The following is a 15819-nucleotide window of genomic DNA, read 5'->3' as shown; positions in this document are numbered from 1 at the left end:
CCGCAGCGCGGGCAGAAAGTTTCAGTATTGCGTGTCAGAGCCGTGTTCGGCGTCAGCCGGACCGACCCGCCTTAATCGGTATCGGCTTACTGCCGAACGACGTTGGACGCGCGCGGGCCCTTGTCGGAGGACTCGATGTCGAATTCGACTTCTTGTCCCTCTTCGAGGTCGGGGCCGCCGACGTCTTCCATGTGGAAGAACACGTCGTCGTCTGCGTCGTCAGTCTCGATAAATCCGTAGCCGCCAGTGTCGTTGAAGAAATCAACCTTTCCGGTCGCCATTGCACATGAAAATACGGCCGCTCGCGGCATAACAGTTGCGAGTGTACAGTTACCACGACTATCGGCGGATATGAGGATTCCATCTCGACACCGATACCAGCGTATAGCGACTGTCTCTCGACAGATATCGCGACAGATCGGCCGATCCGTCGGTTCCGTCGTGAAAACGAATCGACGATTCGCCGTCGAGCCGGGCGTTCGATCCAAACGTGTATTCTCGCCCGGCGTGAACCGGCTCCATCTTAATTCAAGCAGGGAATCCCGGCCTTCAGGCCGGGAGGGAATGCGACACAGTACTGAGTGACTGCTACTCGGTGTCCATGCCGGAATCCAACTCCCGCTGTGCGTGGAGTAGCATCCCACGCCACATTAGGCCGTGACGCTTCTTCGTCTCTTTTAGCGACTCGTACTGTTCCTCGTCTACCTCGATATTGATGTTCTTCACGTCTTATGGTTTGTGACCGACGGTGTTAAATATGACTAATACTATTATAACACTGTGTCCGACACGGTGACGAAGACGCTACAGGCCACGCTCGCCACGCCCACCACGGGCAAAGAGCAACGCCTACAACGACTCTTGGACACCTACCGAACTGCACTCCACGACGCCTTCGACAATCGGGCGGAGACAATGTCTGCCGTCAACGACATTGTGACACCCTACGATTTGCCGTACCAAGCCAAAGACGCGCTCAAGTCCTACGTGCCGAAACTCCGCAACACGTACAACGCTGAGGAGTTAGACGACGAGCATCCGCTCCGACTCGTTAACCGGGCCGCGACGTTCGATTACTCTGAGGAGCGCGAATACAGTTTCGTGTGGGAGGTCCCGCAACCCGGTCGTGGGACGAACTTCTGGATTCCACTTCAGATCAATCCCACACAAGAATCGCTGTGGTTCGACCTGCTTGACGGAGATGCGACAGCAGGCGAGTTGCGGCTCCAGCAACACCGCACGTCGTGGGAGTTACACGTCACCGTTGAATACCCAGTCGAGGAACCGACTGAGGTAAGCGATCCGACGTACATCGGTTTCGATGTCGGTGAGAGCGCGTTGATTACGGGCTGTGCCCTCAAACGCGACGCACCACGGAAACCGATGCTCGTCAGCGGCAGTCGAGCGCGACACCTCCGCAAGGAGATGTTCACCACGCTCCGGCGGCTCCAGTCGAAAGACGCCGCCGAGTGGCGTGTGGATGAACGATTCGACCACTACCAAAACGCCCTGACGGATATTGTCGAGAAAGCGTCTCGGCAGGCCATCGAATACGCCCGCTCTTTCGAGAACTCAGTTATCGTTCTCGAAGATCTGTCGTATATCCGTGAAAACCTCGACTACGGGAAGTTCATGAACAGACGGCTTCATGCGTGGGCGTTCGCCCGGCTACAGGGCCGAATCGAAGACAAAGCGACCGAGGCAGGGATTCACGTTGAGTTCGTCAACGCGGCGTACACCTCGAAGACGTGCCACGCATGCGGTCGTCTCGGTCGGCGGAACCAGCAAGCGGAGTTCGTGTGTCCACACAACGACTGCCACATATCGGAGTTCCAAGCAGACATCAACGCGGCGGCGAACATCGCCGACCGTGTAGACCCGTGGGGAGAGAGCGTCCGTTGGGAACCCGGACGCAATGACTCGCCACAGGATGGGAGCGGTCGTGACACCGCCACAGTCCACCGAGAGACGAGTCCGAGAACCGGACAGATGACGCTCTCGGCGTACTCGGACTGAAACCTGCCAAACCGGATTCCCCTCGTAGGGGAAGCCCCGGTGTTTACGCCGGGGAGGATGTCACGTTCCGGTCCCTACGCGAGAACGGTCCGGCGCTACTCGTTCCCGCCGCGTGGGCAGTCGCCGCCGTGACGGTCCTCGATATCGTCTCGACGCACGTTCTCTTCGTCGCCCACGTCGTCATGAGCGTCCTACTCGTCGCGTTCCTCGCCGCGTCGTGGCGCGACATGGACAGCAGTGTTCTTCGGGCGTGGCGGTCGTGATTCTCGTCGGCACGCCGATCCCCCTCGCGGGCGTCGCGGGATTCCTGACACTCGATGAAGCCCCACCCTCAACGAGTGAACCTCGTATGAGGTAAGCGAAGCAGGGCGGGATAGTTTACTTGTCACTGTCGAACGTAGTCCGCACAGAAAAGACATGCCGCTCCCCGATTTGAACTCGTCGAGACGGTCGACCTCACTTCGCTCGGTCGCTGCGACTCGCCTGCTCAAATCGCTTATAGCGCCTCCGTGAGGTACTGAGTTGTATTTGTCAATCATGGATCTGAATTATATTCTACTAATCATTTGTAGACTACGCTGTCGGGTACTCACAACACCCCAGCAATAATCTCCATTTTCATGAGATTCCAGTGTGCAACACCGGTGGCAGGTGTTTACATCGCTTGCTCGCGTCTGTCAGCCCCTCACAGGACGACGTCATCACGGTATCTGCCGTTACGCCTCTTGGACGTAACGAACATGCCTTTTCCCGCTGCCTCATCTTTTAGGTGCTTACTACAGCGGATGGCGGATGCTTAAGCGCCGTGTGAGAGCGGCGCGTGTCTCGTGCCCATAAAAAGGACTTTTTCGGCACTTTGACCGCGAGACACTATAGCAACGAGTTCCCTCGCTGCATCATACACCACTTACTGATTTCGGGGCATGAAGCATAAATCGTTTGCCCAGCTATTATTACTCATGTCTAATAAACAAGCCTCCATTCAACGGTTCGGGGCTTTTGCGCAACCGCCTCCAGAGGAACGAGATACGTATACACGGACTATTATATTCCATATACCAACACTGACTACGAAAAAGACAGGAAAACTCAACCGTGCTATGAAAGAATACCGGTATGCGAGATCTGAGGCATGTCAGTATTTCCAAAACCATGACCCATTTGATTTCACAATTTCTGACCAAAGTGAGCTTAGCGGTCAGATTACGGATCGTGGTGATATCCAAATCCCAAGGTTACAGGTAGGGTACGCAATTCGGATTGTAAATCAAAATTATCGTGAATTTAGGAAAGAAACGAATGCTTCTCCACCTGAAGCGAACCGTGCTGATACTCTCGCAGTTCCACGAAAATATACCCATATTTTTCATGATGATGGTTGTTTTTATTTAAATATTAGAACAGGTCGAGGACGGGTTGCTCTACCTCTTGAAACTAGCGAAGAGTCCTATCATACTGATTATCTTCCATCACCTGAAGCAGTTCCTGATAAGAAATCTAGTCGGCAACGTATCTCTGGAGTCACTTTTAGAGACATAGACTCTGCTGATCTACCAGGGAAGGTACAAAGGCTGTCAACATCTACACTCCAAAAGATCAATGACCGTCAATTTACAGCCCATCTTCGATTTCAGATAGCAACCAAATATCAGAGAACGTTCGATCCTGACGAAGCAAGGTATATTGTTGGAGTCGATCGGGGACGGAATCAGTTAGCATATGCTGCTCTATATGATTGTGATGAAGATCATGTTCTTGATTGGTACAATCGCAGTGGTGATCAAGTGGAACACTATATGAACCAGTTTAGTAAGCGAATAAGGGAATTCAAGAAAGCAGGAGTTTGGAATCAGATGGACGACGCCCGAAAGCGGCGGCAACGCTACAAACGCCAAGTAGACTATGAGGTGGCAAATTCTATTGTTGAATTTGCTCGGAATGCACCTGGAAGTGTTGTGATTGTTCTTGAAGAACTATCTGAAATACATCGATTGGGAAAATATAGAGCAGAGAAGAGAAGATTCAACGAATGGTCTTATAGCCGCCTACAGGAATTTATCGAAGAAAAATCAGATGTGTACGACATTCCTGTCATGAAAATTGAGCCATATTATACGAGTCAAGAATGTTCTCGATGTGGTGAAGACGAGGAAACTAGTCGTCAGAGCGTGTACTTCAAATGTAATAAATGTGAATACAACCAACACGCCGATGCAAACGCAGCTGTTAATGTTGCGAAGTTTTTTGTCGCAAATCAGTAACCGATTCTCAATTAGTCTCCTTGACAGTAGTTACATATGATCAGGGGCTCAAATATGAGTGAAGCGCCAGAAGGCGTCGGGGCGCGAGTGGAATCATGGTCAAATCTAACCGTGGAATCGGCAGGAAAATCGCCGTAAGGCGTTGCCTGCGTGCGAATGAGAACCGAGTAGAATCGGTATGCCGCCTCCCCGATTTGAACGGGGGACAGCTCGATCTTCAGTCGAGTGCTCTCCCAGTCTGAGCTAAGGCGGCTCGCACTCGGACCAACGCCGATTCGAGACAAAAGGATTTCGAAAGGCGGCAAGCGGATCGAGACGGTCAAGCGATCGGCTTACGCCGTTCTCCGCTTCAAATCCGGGTGGTTGCGACTCGTCGCTCGTCACTTCGTTTCTCGCAAACGAGTGGGACCGCCCGGATTCGAACCGGGGTCACGGGCACCCAAGGCCCGGAGTATACCACTAACCCACGGTCCCGCACCCCTATCTACCTGTATGGGCCGCTAAAACGTTTCGTTGCGCCTCGACCCACGTGGGCGATTGACACGCATCCGATTCCGTTACTCTTCACTTATTCTTCGTCGTCGCGTAGTTCGAGGTCGGCGACGATGTCGTACGGGTCCGTCCCCTTTCGGATCGCATCGAGGATGAAGAAGGCCTCGTCGGGTGCGAGAAAGTGCCTCGTGATCCCGCGACCGAGTGGCGTCGGATCGAACCCGTCGATGAAGTTCCACTCCAGTAGCTTCCCAATCGCGTGTTTCGTCGGCACATCGCCTATCATCCGGTCGTTGAGTCGCTTGGCTTTCTTTCCGGCGACGATAACGTTCGCGAGCGTCTCTTCGACGGCGGCCGTCTCGTCGTAGTGGGTCGAAACGTCTTCCATCTCGCCTTTGAGCAGGGTAAAGGCGACCTCGTCTTCGGTGCGCTCCATCGAGTTGTGGTAGATCCCGTCGGGTTCGACGAGGAGATACACCCGCCCGCGGTCGTGGTAGTCCGGTCGCCCCGCCCGCCCGAGCATCTGGGAGAACTCTTGGACTGAGAGCCACTCGATCCCCATCGCAAGCGAGTCGAAGATCACCTGCGAGGCGGGGAAGTCGACGCCGGCGGCGAGCGCCGCGGTGGTGACGACCGCAGACAGGTCCTGATTCCCGAACTGCCGTTCGACCGTCTTCCGGCGCTTGTAGTCGAGCCCGGCGTGATACGGCGCGGAGTCGTATCGGAGCTTTCGGCTGATCTCGTGACAGCGCCGCCGGGAGTTCGTAAAGATGATCGTCTGCCCGCGGTACCCCTTCGACGACTTCGTGTCGAACTCCCGCTTGACGAGCTTGTCGGCGATATTGGCCTTTTCCCGACTGTCGGCGAAGGTGACGTGACGCTCGATTGGCACGGGTCGCTCCTCGAACTCGATCAGCGTGGCACGGAGGCGCTCAGCGAGCCACTCAGGGTTTCCGACCGTTGCCGAGAGGTAGACGAACTGCGTCCCATCGTATCCCGAGTGCGTCTCCATCCGATCCTCGCTGTAGTACTTCAGTCGGGAAATGAGTCCGTCGAGCCGGTGGCCGCGTTCTCCCTCCTTCAGCGTGTGAACCTCGTCGATGACGACCGTCCCCACGTCGCCTAGGTCCTTGCCGGTCCGGAGCGCGTGGTCGATCCCCTCGTAGGTGCCGACGATAACGTCCGCGTTCGGGTCGAACCGGTTGCCGTCGTCGTTCACTCGCGAGGAGCCCACACGAATCGAGACGTCGAGCAGGTCGCCGTAGCGATCCTCGAAGTCCTCGTGTTTCTGGTTTGCGAGCGCGACGAGCGGAACCAAAAACAGCAACTTCCCGTCACCGTTCAGCGCCCGATCGATCCCCGTTAGCTCTCCGACGAGCGTCTTCCCAGTCGCAGTCGCGCTCACGACGAGCTGGTCGTCACCCTCCAAGAGCCCGTTCCGCACCGAGAGGCTCTGGACCGGGAGCAGTTCGTCGAACCGGTCTTGCACGAGATCCGAGAGGGCCGGATGAAGGTCCAAGTCGGCGGTCTGCACCGGCGAGATGTCATCGACGTTCGCGGACACCTCGTCGTACTTCGTGAGGTCCGGATCGAGTCCGCCCTGTAGGAGATTGACGATCCGGTCGAGGTCGCCGGACTCATACAGCAGCTCTTCGAGTCGCTCTTCGGCTGCGCCCGTAAACTCACCTTTGTACGACAGTTCTCGTTCCAACTCCCGCCGAGCACAGTCTCGGCAGATCAGCTCGTCGTTGTGCTCGATCGCGGTCTCGGCCGTGATCGGTCCGTATCGGCCGTTGTTCGCGCACCGGCGACAGGTCCGAACCGTGAGCGACTCCAGCTGATAGCCGTCAAGCATCGCTTCCAAGCGTTCGCGACTCTCTGGTGCGGTCTGCTCTGAGATCCGAATCCGATCGGCCGCACGCGCGAGGTCGACGAACTCGTCCGGGCTACGGGGGTGGTCCTCGCCGTCGCGAACGACGCGGAACTTCCCCGGACGGGGTCCCGCCGACGTCTCCTTGAGTTCGAGCCGCCCGCGGAGCACGCGACTCCCGTCGCGGGTGGCGACGACGGTGTAGTCGCTCCGCGCCTCGTGGAGAAAGAGCGTCTCGACCTCGGCCAACTGCTTTGACACTGCCCGTCGGTACGCGAGCGAGGTATTTCAGGAGTTCGGCTCGCCGTCTCTCGGACACGTGACGCCGCGAGAAGACGGCGAGGCCGATACCGGTCGCGAACCACGCCTCGAAAAGTGTGTTGCCGTCTACGAGACGAGCAGCTTCTCGCCGCGCTCGACCGTGATCCGGCACGGCGGCGAGAGCTTGTTGTACGCGCGGCGGAACGCCTCTTTCACGACGGAGGCTTGGTCGACGTCGCAGTAGGCGGTGAAGACGATGTCGTCCTTACCGAGTCGTGCGGCGGTCCCGACCGGCTTGCCGAACGCCTGTCGCATCCCGTCTGAGACGCGGTCCGCGCCTGCGCCGGTCGCCTGCTTGTTCTCTCGAATGACCTGATGGGGGAACTTGCGGAGGGTCATCTTGTAGTTGCCCTCGCCGAGTTCCTTGATGAGGTGGCGGTTCGCCGAGAGGCGCGCGCTCTCCAGCGAGCCGTGCCGGATCTGGAGTTCCTCCTCGACGCGAAGGCTGATCTGGACCGGATAGTCGTCCGGCTCGGTGGACAGATCGCCCATGTTGTGCTGGGCGATCTTCGAGCCCGGGATACCCGTGATGTACTCGCGGCGGGTGTACGACGGCTTGTCGATCGTCCGGTACATGGAGGCGGGTTTGTCAGACATGGTTACTTATCCGATGTAGCCTTCGCTGCGGCGATAAAGCCTTCGATAGCGAGGCGTCGCGTTCGCCACGCTCGCGGCGTGTGCGGGCGACTCACTCGTCAGTCGGATCGAGCGCGACGTGGTCGAACCCGTGATCCGCCAGCCGCTCGGCGGCGCGGTCGGTGACGGAGGGGGCGACCAGTACGCCGCGGACGGCGGGCGTCTCTCCGTCGTCGCCATCGGCGTCGCCGACGGAGTCACCATCGAAACCGCTGTCGTTGATGCCCAGTTCCTCCCGCAGCCCCCGGACGTATCGCGCCAACTGGCCGACCGCGTCCGGGCCGACTCGCCGTCGCTTCAACTCGACAACGACCGGCGTGCCGTCGGCGTCGACGCCGAACACGTCCATCGGTCCGGCGATCGAGGGACGTTCCGTCTCCGTCGGCTCGAATCCCGGCTCGACGATGTCGGGGCGTTCGAGGATGCGGGTCCGGAGATCCTCCTCGCTGCCGTGCAGGTCGAGGTCGCGGCCGCCGGTGACCGTTAGTGCGGAGAGCTGGTGCACGTCCTCGAAGGCGACGGTGAGCGTTTCCGCGGGATTCGTTCTGGTCGAGACGACGCGGAGTCGTCCCTCGCGGACCGCGGCGCGGTGTTCCGACCCCGGCGGCTGCCAGTTGACCGGCTGGCGGCCCTCGTCGGTGTGAACGAGGGCAGCCCCGTCGGGCTTCAACACGACCAGCCGATCGCCCGAGCCAAGTTCGGAGGAGGCTCTGCCCTCGTAGTCGACCGTGCAGCGCCCGAAGACGCTTATCAGGTCGCCGCGCTCGAAGGCGTCCTCCATCTCCCAGAGGGCCTCGCGGTGGCTGGGGTTGTGGACGCTCGTGACTGTCACTACGACTCGTACGGGGTCGTCGCTCAAAAAGGGTGTGAGGGCTGTGGAGACGACAGATCGTCGCTCGTCTCAGTGTGACCCATCACGACCGAGACGGCCAAAGCCCCAGCCGCGAGGTTGTGCGTGACTGCTCTCGTCACCGCCGGAACTGCCGAAGCCCCAGCCGTGAGGCGGGTGCACGCTCGCTGCGCGCTTCAGTCGCTCGCGTTGCTCGCTCCTTCCAGTGCTTGCGTCGCCTGCGCCCGCCTCACGGCTGCCCCTTCGAATCCCACCCGACCGCGACCGCACAGCACCTCACACCTCCCCAGCCTCGTCGGCCGGTCTCCGCTTCGCTCCAACCGGTCGACTTCCCTCGCGCGGCGCTCCTCGCGCCCTCTGGGGCGCTCGGAGGCGCGCGCCGCTGCACCGCACAATCTAATCTACTATGTTCCGTGCTCCCAGCTGTTCATGTACTCGCGCTGTTCGTCGGTGAGCGTATCGTGTTCGACGCCTTCCGCGGCGAGTTTGATCTCGGCGACTTCGCGGTCGAGGTCATCGGGCACGTCGTGAACGCCGGGCTCGTAGCTCTCGCCGTTTTCGGCGAGTTCGCGGACGACGACCGCCTGCACCCCGAAGCTCTGGTCCATCACCTCGACGGGATGGCCGAGCGCGAGGGGTGCGGCGAGGTTGACGAGCCGCCCCTCCGCGATCACGTTCAGAACGCGGCCGTCTTCCATTTCGTACCCCTCGACGCCGTCGCGGACCTCGTAGCGGTCGACCGCGAGATCCGCGAGATCGTCGAGGTTCACCTCCACGTCGAAGTGGCCGGCGTTCGCGAGGAGGACGCCGTCCTGCATCTCCTCGAAGTGCTCGCGGGTGATCACGTCGCGGTTGCCGGTGGTCGTGATGAACACGTCTCCCTTCTTCGCGGCCTCGACCATCGGGAGCACCTCGTATCCCTCCATGTGGGCTTCGAGGGCCTTGCGGGGGTCGACCTCGCAGACGACGACGTTCGCGTTCTGGCCCGAGGCCTTCTTCGCGACGCCCTTTCCACACTGGCCGTACCCGCCGACGACGACGTTCTTGCCGGCCCACGAGAGGTTCGTCGTCATCGCGATGGTCGCGAGCGACGACTCTCCCGTACCGTGGACGTTGTCGAACAGCCGCTTCATCGGCGTGTCGTTGACGGCGAAGACGGGGTACTTCAGCTCGCCGTCGGCGTCCATCGCGCGCAGCCGGTCGACGCCCGTGGTCGTCTCCTCTGCCCCGCCGACGACCGAGTCGATGAGCCCGGGGTACTCCTCGTGGACGAGCTTCACCATGTCCATCCCGTCGTCGACGGTGATCGTCGGCTCGTGGGCGAGACAGGCGTGCATCGCGTCGTAGTACGCCTCGTCGTCGACTCCGCGCACCGCGTAGGAGGTGATCGACTCGTGGGCGTCGAGCGCGGCCGACACGTCGTCGTGCGTCGAGAGCGGGTTGCAGCCGGTGATCGCCACTTCCGCCCCTCCGTCCGCCAGCAGTTCGACGAGGTTCGCGGTCTTCGCCTCGACGTGCATCGCCATCGCGATCGTCTCGCCCGCGAGCGGCTGTGCCGTCTCGAACTCCTCGCGGAGCGCGTTCAAGATCGGCATGTGTTGGAGCGCCCAGTCCATCTTCCGGCGACCCTCCTCCCGAGCCGACTCGATGTCCGTGAGGTGGTGTGACACCGGTGAGTACGCGGTTTCGCTCATACCCTCAGTTCGCTCACGCCGCACTAAACCCTGCCGACAAGCGACGACGATGAAAAAATCCGCTCTTCGTGTCCGCAATCGCGGCTCCGTTCGTTCGCTACTTCGCGTCTCGGTTACGGCGGACCGTTGCCGTTTCCGCCGTTACCGTTGCTGGGGCCGTTTCCGTTTCCGGGGCCGCCACTGGACCCGCCGTCGTCAGCGTCTGAACCGTCATCGTCTGCGTCGTTGTCGCTCGCGTTCTCGTCTGTACCATCCTCGTCCGCGTCCTCCTCGCCGTCGGATCCGTCGTCTTCGCTGTCCTCGGTGTCGTCGCCGTCATCGCGGTCGGGCCCTGCCTGGTCCGGCGGGCCGCGCTCGCTGTCCGCGTCGTTCCCGTCGTCGTCACCGTTCGGTCCAGCGTTGTCCGGCGGTCCCTGATCGCCGTCGTTCCCGTTTCCGTTTCCGTTACCCGCGCGGTCCGGCGCGTTGCCGGGACCGTCGCTCGCGTTGGCCGCGTCGTCGTCGCTCTCGTTACCGGCGTCATCGGGAGCGCCGGCGTCATCCGGCGCGTTCCCCGGGTTGTTCTCTCTCACGAAGTCCGAGACGGCGGCACCGATACCGCCCTCGCGGTCACCGATACGGTCGATGAAGTCGCGCACCAACTGCCCGAACGGGCGATCTCCGGCCGGCTCTTCGGCCACCGGTTCCTCGGCCGACTCGACGGTCAGGTCGACTGTCGCCGCGATCGAGTCGTTTCCGACGGTCGCGGTCACGTCGACCGTGACGTTCTCCTCGGGCGCGGGCAGCGTCACCGTGCCGTTCTCGTCTGTCTCGTAGTCGCCCTCGCCGACGTAGGTGACGTTCTGCCCGTCGGCCGTGGTGACGTTGAGTGAGGCGTTCTCGACCGCGTCGCCGTCGTCCGTCACCGAGACGACCGGCTCGCCGTCGTCGATCACCACGTCGAGTGCGAGCCCGGCCGACGCTTCGAGATCGGCCGTCGTGGACGCGCTCCGATTGTCAGCGGTCGCGGTCACGTCGACCGTGACGTTCTCCTCGGGTTCGGGTAGCGTCACCGTGCCGTTCTCATCAGTCGTGTACTCGCCCGCTCCGGCGTACGATTCGTTTGCCGGATCCGCGACCGTGACGTTCACCGTCGCGTTCTCGAGTGCCGTGTCGTTCTCAGTGACCGTCACCGTCGGTTCGCCGTCAACGTCGTCGACGGTCACGCCGAGTTCGCCGTCGGCGGCCGCGACGCCGGCCGTCGCGCCGAGCGCGACGACGGCGACCAAAAGCAGCGCAATCGGTTTCGTTCCAATCGTTCTGTCGCTCATGTCCACTCGGGTCGTGCCGTCGGTACCACATAAAAAGCGAACTCCCTTAACGCGGTTTAATCCGGTTTGTGTCCCGGTTAACGCGGCTGTACGCATGTCTTGTCGATCTGTGCCTGTGTCCGTCGGCTCGCCGCCGATCGGGGCCGCTTCGACCGCCCATCGAGGCCGGGTCAGCCCGAAACGCGGACCGGTTCGCTCGCGCGCGCACCCGAACCGAAATTCGGCCGCGTCGCTGCGGTGTCCGCCCGGATCGCTCGTGGACCGCCCGCCGGCGGCGGCCAAGCGGACTGCCGCGGGCGTCACGCGCCCTCTTCGAGCCGCTGGTAGCGGTCGCGGAACCGCGACAGACAGGACGAACAACAGAAGTGGTACACTTCGCCGTCGATCCTAGTCGTCTCGCCTTCGCTGTCGACCGTGTTCGAACACTCCGCACAGGTCAGCGCGAACTCGATGCCATCGATCGAGGGGGTCCACTCGACCTCGTCGACGAGCGTGACCGTCCAGTCGTCGACAGGGAGCCCCTCGAAGGTCCCCGCGAGCCACTCCCGAACGCTATTCCCTCCGATCCGGGCGTACAACCGAATATCGCCCTCGACGGTGACGAACACGTGTTCGACGGCGTCGGCCTCGCGGAGGCGCTCTCGGGCAGACTCCAGCGCCGTTTCACCCCCCACTCCGGCGTCGGCCGCGAGGTCGACGTCGACCATGACGGGGACGCCCCCGCGGAGCTTCGTCCGGTCGACGTCGACGGTGAACCCCTCGATGACGCCCGTCTCCTCCAGCCGCGTGACGCGGTCCGACACCGCCGGCCCGGACAGCCCCACGCGCTCGCCGATCTCGCTGAACGACCGCCGAGCGTTCGCGGCCAGAAGCGAGAGAATCTCTACGTCAGTCTCGTCAAGGTCTCGCATTGCAGGTCCAAAGTCCGGCAGGCACAAGAGCGTTGCCGGTGATACTTTCGAATCGAAATTCGCGAAGCGATCTGAGGTCCGATTCCGAAGAGAAAACGCACAAAATCTTCCGTCGTCTACCGACCCGTGTCATGAGTCGAACTATTATCGACGCCCGTGCGGACCGCCAGCGCGGTGCTGCGACCGTCGAGGGCGACGCCGACCCCGACGCGCTCGTTCGCGCGGTCGAGGATGCCGGATACGAGGCGTCGGGGTAGCGTCCGCCACGCCCGCAGCGCCGGGCTAGCGGTTCAGGGTATGTATCGCCTGTCCGCGGGCGTTCTCCGCGGCCTCCATCACCGCCTCCGCAAGCGTCGGGTGGGTGTGGACCGTCGCCGCCACGTCTTCCAGCGTCGCGCCCATCTCGATCGCGAGCGCGACCTCCGCGATCAACTCGGATGCCTCGGGACCGACTATCTGGCCGCCGAGCACGAACCCGGTCTCCTCGTCGGCGACGATCCGAACGAACCCCTCCGTGTGACCCGTCGTCATGGCGCGGCCGGAGGCGTTGAACGGCATCTCGCCGACCGTGGGGTCGAAGCCGGCCTCCGCGGCCTCCGCTTCGGTCATCCCGACCGTGCCGATCTCGGGATCGGTGAAGACGGCGGCGGGAACCGCCTGCCTGTCGAGCGCCGCCGGCTCGCCCGCGATCACCTCGGCGGCGACGATCCCCTCGTTCGAGGCCGCGTGCGCGAGCATCGGCTCGCCCGCCACGTCCCCGACCGCGTGAATGTGCTCGACTGCGGTGCGGGTTCGGTCGTCCGTCTCGATGAACCCGCGCTCGTTCATCTCGATACCCGCGTTTTCGAGATCGAGACTGTCGGTCACCGGCTGGCGGCCGACGGCGACGAGGATCTTGTCCGCGGGGTACGAGGATTCCTCGCCGGCCTCCGTCTCGGTGTGGAGCAGATACCCACCGTCCCCGCCCTCTGACCACCCGCTCGCGCCCTCGCCGAAGTGGAACTCCACGCCGAGTTCCTCGGCGCGCGTGCGGACGAGTCGCTTCACGTCCTCCTCGTAGGGGTCGAGCACGTCGTCCAGCATCTCGACCACGGTCACGTCGGCTCCGAGCTTCGCGAACGTCGTCGCAAGCTCCATGCCGATGTAGCCGCCGCCGACGACGCCGAGCCGGTCGGGTATTGCGTCGGCGTCGAGCGCGTCTGCCGAACTCCAGACGTGGTCGTCGGCGAACTCGAAACTAGGGATCTGTATCGGGCGCGACCCGGTCGCGACGATCGCGTGTTCGAACTCGATCGTCTCGGAGCCCTGTCCGTCGCCGCCGTGCGCGACGCGGACGGTGTGATCGTCGACGAACGACGCGGTCCCCTCGACTAGGTTCACGCCGTTGGCCTTACAGAGCTTCTCGACGCCGCCGGTCAGTCTATCGACCACGCCGTCTTTCCATTCGACCATCTTGTCGAGGTCGACGGCGGGGTCCGCGTGGACGCCCATGAACTCCGCGTTGCCGGCCTCGTGTGCCAGTCCCGACCCCGTGATGAGCGCCTTCGACGGGATACACCCTCGGTTGAGGCAGGCACCGCCGTAGGCGTCCTTCTCCACGAGCGTCGCGTCGAGTCCCTCCTGTGCGGCGCGGATGGCGGCGACGTAGCCCCCGGGGCCCGCGCCGATGACCAGTACCTCCGTTCCCGTCGTGACGTCTCCGACTACCATTGTTCGTTCAATAACAGCAGCGGCTGTTCAAGGTGTTCCATGACCGTGTTCGCGAACTCGGCCGCGACCGCGCCGTCGACGACGCGGTGGTCGATCGACAGCGACAGCGGAAGCGTCGGGGCGGCGACGACCTCGCTGCCGCCCCCCTTATCGTCGCGGTCGCTCCCGCCGCCGTCGCGCACGACCGGCCGCTCCTCGATGGCCCCGAGTCCCAAAATGGCGGTCTCGGGGTAGTTGATGATCGGCGTGGCGTACTCGCCCCCGATAGCGCCGAAGTTGGTGATAGAGAAGGTACCGCCCTTCATCTCGCCGGGCTTCAGCGTCCGATCGCGGGCGCGGGCCGCCAGATCTGAGACCTCGTCGGCCAACTCGAAGAGTCCCTTCTCGTCGACGTCCTCGACGACCGGGACCATCAGCCCGGCGTCGGTCGCAACGGCGACTCCGAGGTTGTACTCGTCTTTCAACACGATCTCCTCGTCCTCCTCGCGCAGCTCGCTGTTGAGAACGGGGTACTCTCTGAGCCCCGCCACGATCGCCTTCATCACGAACGGCATGTAAGTGAGTCGCACGCCGCGCTCCTCGGCGGTCGGCTTCAACTGCTCGCGAGCCTCGACGAGCCGATCGACCGCGACGGTGTCGTGGTGGGTGACGTGCGGCGCGGTGTACTTCGACCGCTCCATCTGCTTGCCGATCGTCCGACGGACGCCGCGGTACGGGATCGTTTTCTCGTCGTTGCCGTCCGTCTCCTCACTGTCGCCGACCGTCTCCGATCCGGCGGCGACCGTCTCGGGCTCCGACGCGGTCGCGTCCGACGACGCGCCAGCCAACTCGGCCGCCGACGCAGTCGCCGAATCGGTTGCGTCGAGGTCGACGGATCGAGGCGACGCCGGTTTCGCTTCGGCACTCGCCTCGGCGTCGCCTGCTACCCCTTTCAACTCCAGTGCGTCGGCGTACGTTTGCACGGCGGCCTCGGTGACGAACGCTTCGCCGTCGCGGGTTTGATCCGTTGGCACGTCGTCGATGTCGACGCCCAGTTCTCGGGCGACCTTCCGGGTCGCCGGCGTCGCAAGCGTGGTGTCGCGGCCGGCGCGCTCCGGCGTGGATCCCCCGGTCTCGGCTCCCGTCTCGCTCCGCTTCGTCACCGCAGTCTTCCTGTCGTCCGTGTCGCCGGGAGCGGACCGCGGCGTCGGCGCGTCGTCGGGATCGCCGATGTCCACGCGATCGTCGCTCGTGCCATCTTCCTCGGCGTGCGCCCGCACGTCTGCCTCGCTCACTCGGCCCCCCGGACCGCTTCCGTCGACCGCACCGATCTCGACGCCCAGTTCGCGGGCGATCCGGCGTGCCGACGGCGGGGCGAACGTCCGGCCGGCGGCGACGCCGGGAGCCGGCTCGTCCCCGGTGTCGGAGTCGGATTCGCCCTCGGAGTCGGACTCGGATCCGGACTCGGATCCGCCCCCCTCACTCGACGCGTCAGCCGACTCGCGACCGTCCTCTGGTGCTCCCTCCTCGTCAACGCGGAACGAGATGATCACGTCGCCGACGGGGACGACCTCGCCCTCGTCGACGAACAGTTCCTCGACGACGCCGTCGTACCGCGACGGCACCTCCACGAGTGCCTTGTCGGTCTCGACTTCCGCCACCGGCTGGTCCTCCTCGACGCGGTCGCCGGGCGCGACGAGCCAGCTGACGAGTTCGCCCTCTGTGACGCCCTCGCCGACGTCCGGCAGCGTGAACTCCTTGACGGACAT

At 62.6% G+C, this 15819-nt stretch carries 13 protein-coding genes, 2 tRNA genes and 1 pseudogene; 4 read left to right on the top strand and 12 right to left on the bottom strand.

Annotation, left to right across the window (positions count from 1 at the left end; all coding sequences use genetic code 11):
* Window positions 1-86 precede the first annotated feature (86 nt).
* Window positions 87-281 (bottom strand): cold-shock protein, encoded by a 195-nt coding sequence (locus tag NO887_RS02895; RefSeq protein ID WP_256416989.1) that lies wholly within the window; start codon window positions 279-281, stop codon window positions 87-89.
* Window positions 282-588: 307 nt separating this feature from the next.
* Window positions 589-726: a hypothetical protein gene (locus NO887_RS02890; RefSeq protein WP_256416988.1), complete on the bottom strand. Its 138-nt coding sequence runs from the start codon at window positions 724-726 to the stop codon at window positions 589-591.
* 54 nt (window positions 727-780) lie between these two features.
* Between NO887_RS02890 and NO887_RS02885 the strand changes: the two genes are divergently transcribed.
* From NO887_RS02885 to NO887_RS02875, 3 genes and pseudogenes are all read left to right on the top strand, one after another.
* A complete protein-coding gene (locus tag NO887_RS02885) occupies window positions 781-2016 on the top strand; it encodes a transposase (RefSeq protein ID WP_256416987.1) in 1236 nt (411 codons plus the stop codon).
* Window positions 2013-2350, top strand: a pseudogene (locus NO887_RS02880) (hypothetical protein); the annotation flags it as partial. The gene NO887_RS02885 and the pseudogene NO887_RS02880, both read left to right, overlap by 4 nt.
* A 625-nt stretch (window positions 2351-2975) precedes the next feature.
* The gene (locus NO887_RS02875; protein ID WP_256416986.1) at window positions 2976-4277 is read left to right on the top strand and encodes a transposase; all 1302 of its coding nucleotides are present in this window, start codon (window positions 2976-2978) and stop codon (window positions 4275-4277) included.
* Between the two features lie 179 nt (window positions 4278-4456).
* Here the strand turns inward: NO887_RS02875 and NO887_RS02870 are convergent.
* The 8 genes from NO887_RS02870 to NO887_RS02835 all read right to left on the bottom strand — a co-directional run bounded on the left by NO887_RS02870 (window position 4457) and on the right by NO887_RS02835 (window position 12361).
* Window positions 4457-4530: transfer RNA gene (locus NO887_RS02870), tRNA-Phe, on the bottom strand.
* Between the two features lie 150 nt (window positions 4531-4680).
* Window positions 4681-4751, bottom strand: a tRNA-Pro gene (locus NO887_RS02865).
* 94 nt (window positions 4752-4845) lie between these two features.
* A complete protein-coding gene (locus tag NO887_RS02860) occupies window positions 4846-6900 on the bottom strand; it encodes a DEAD/DEAH box helicase (protein WP_256416985.1) in 2055 nt (684 codons plus the stop codon).
* Window positions 6901-7026: 126 nt separating this feature from the next.
* Window positions 7027-7557: a 50S ribosomal protein L16 gene (locus NO887_RS02855; RefSeq protein ID WP_256416984.1), complete on the bottom strand. Its 531-nt coding sequence runs from the start codon at window positions 7555-7557 to the stop codon at window positions 7027-7029.
* A gap of 91 nt (window positions 7558-7648) precedes the next feature.
* Entirely contained in the window at window positions 7649-8428 is a 780-nt protein-coding gene (gene nucS / locus NO887_RS02850) for an endonuclease NucS (protein ID WP_256416983.1), read from the bottom strand.
* 422 nt (window positions 8429-8850) lie between these two features.
* On the bottom strand, window positions 8851-10140 hold the full coding sequence (locus NO887_RS02845; protein WP_256416982.1) for an adenosylhomocysteinase: 1290 nt from the start codon (window positions 10138-10140) through the stop codon (window positions 8851-8853).
* Window positions 10141-10253: 113 nt separating this feature from the next.
* Window positions 10254-11450: a hypothetical protein gene (locus NO887_RS02840; protein ID WP_256416981.1), complete on the bottom strand. Its 1197-nt coding sequence runs from the start codon at window positions 11448-11450 to the stop codon at window positions 10254-10256.
* A 299-nt stretch (window positions 11451-11749) separates the two neighbouring features.
* Window positions 11750-12361 (bottom strand): AsnC family transcriptional regulator, encoded by a 612-nt coding sequence (locus tag NO887_RS02835; protein WP_256416980.1) that lies wholly within the window; start codon window positions 12359-12361, stop codon window positions 11750-11752.
* Window positions 12362-12492: 131 nt separating this feature from the next.
* Between NO887_RS02835 and NO887_RS02830 the strand changes: the two genes are divergently transcribed.
* Window positions 12493-12618, top strand: a complete 126-nt coding sequence (locus NO887_RS02830) for a hypothetical protein (RefSeq protein ID WP_379812097.1) — start codon at window positions 12493-12495, stop codon at window positions 12616-12618.
* A 25-nt stretch (window positions 12619-12643) separates the two neighbouring features.
* Here the strand turns inward: NO887_RS02830 and lpdA are convergent, their stop codons facing one another.
* Together lpdA and NO887_RS02820 are read right to left on the bottom strand one after the other, a co-directional pair.
* Window positions 12644-14071 carry a dihydrolipoyl dehydrogenase gene (lpdA, locus tag NO887_RS02825; RefSeq protein WP_256416979.1) on the bottom strand — a complete coding sequence of 476 codons (1428 nt, stop codon included), beginning with the start codon at window positions 14069-14071 and terminating at the stop codon, window positions 12644-12646.
* On the bottom strand, window positions 14065-15819 hold the full coding sequence (locus NO887_RS02820) for a 2-oxo acid dehydrogenase subunit E2 (protein WP_256416978.1): 1755 nt from the start codon (window positions 15817-15819) through the stop codon (window positions 14065-14067). The genes lpdA and NO887_RS02820 overlap by 7 nt, the downstream gene beginning before the upstream one ends.

It is taken from the genome of Halorubrum laminariae (assembly GCF_024494655.1).
Lineage (GTDB): Archaea > Halobacteriota > Halobacteria > Halobacteriales > Haloferacaceae > Halorubrum > Halorubrum laminariae.
This window is presented reverse-complemented; position numbering and strand designations above follow the sequence as displayed.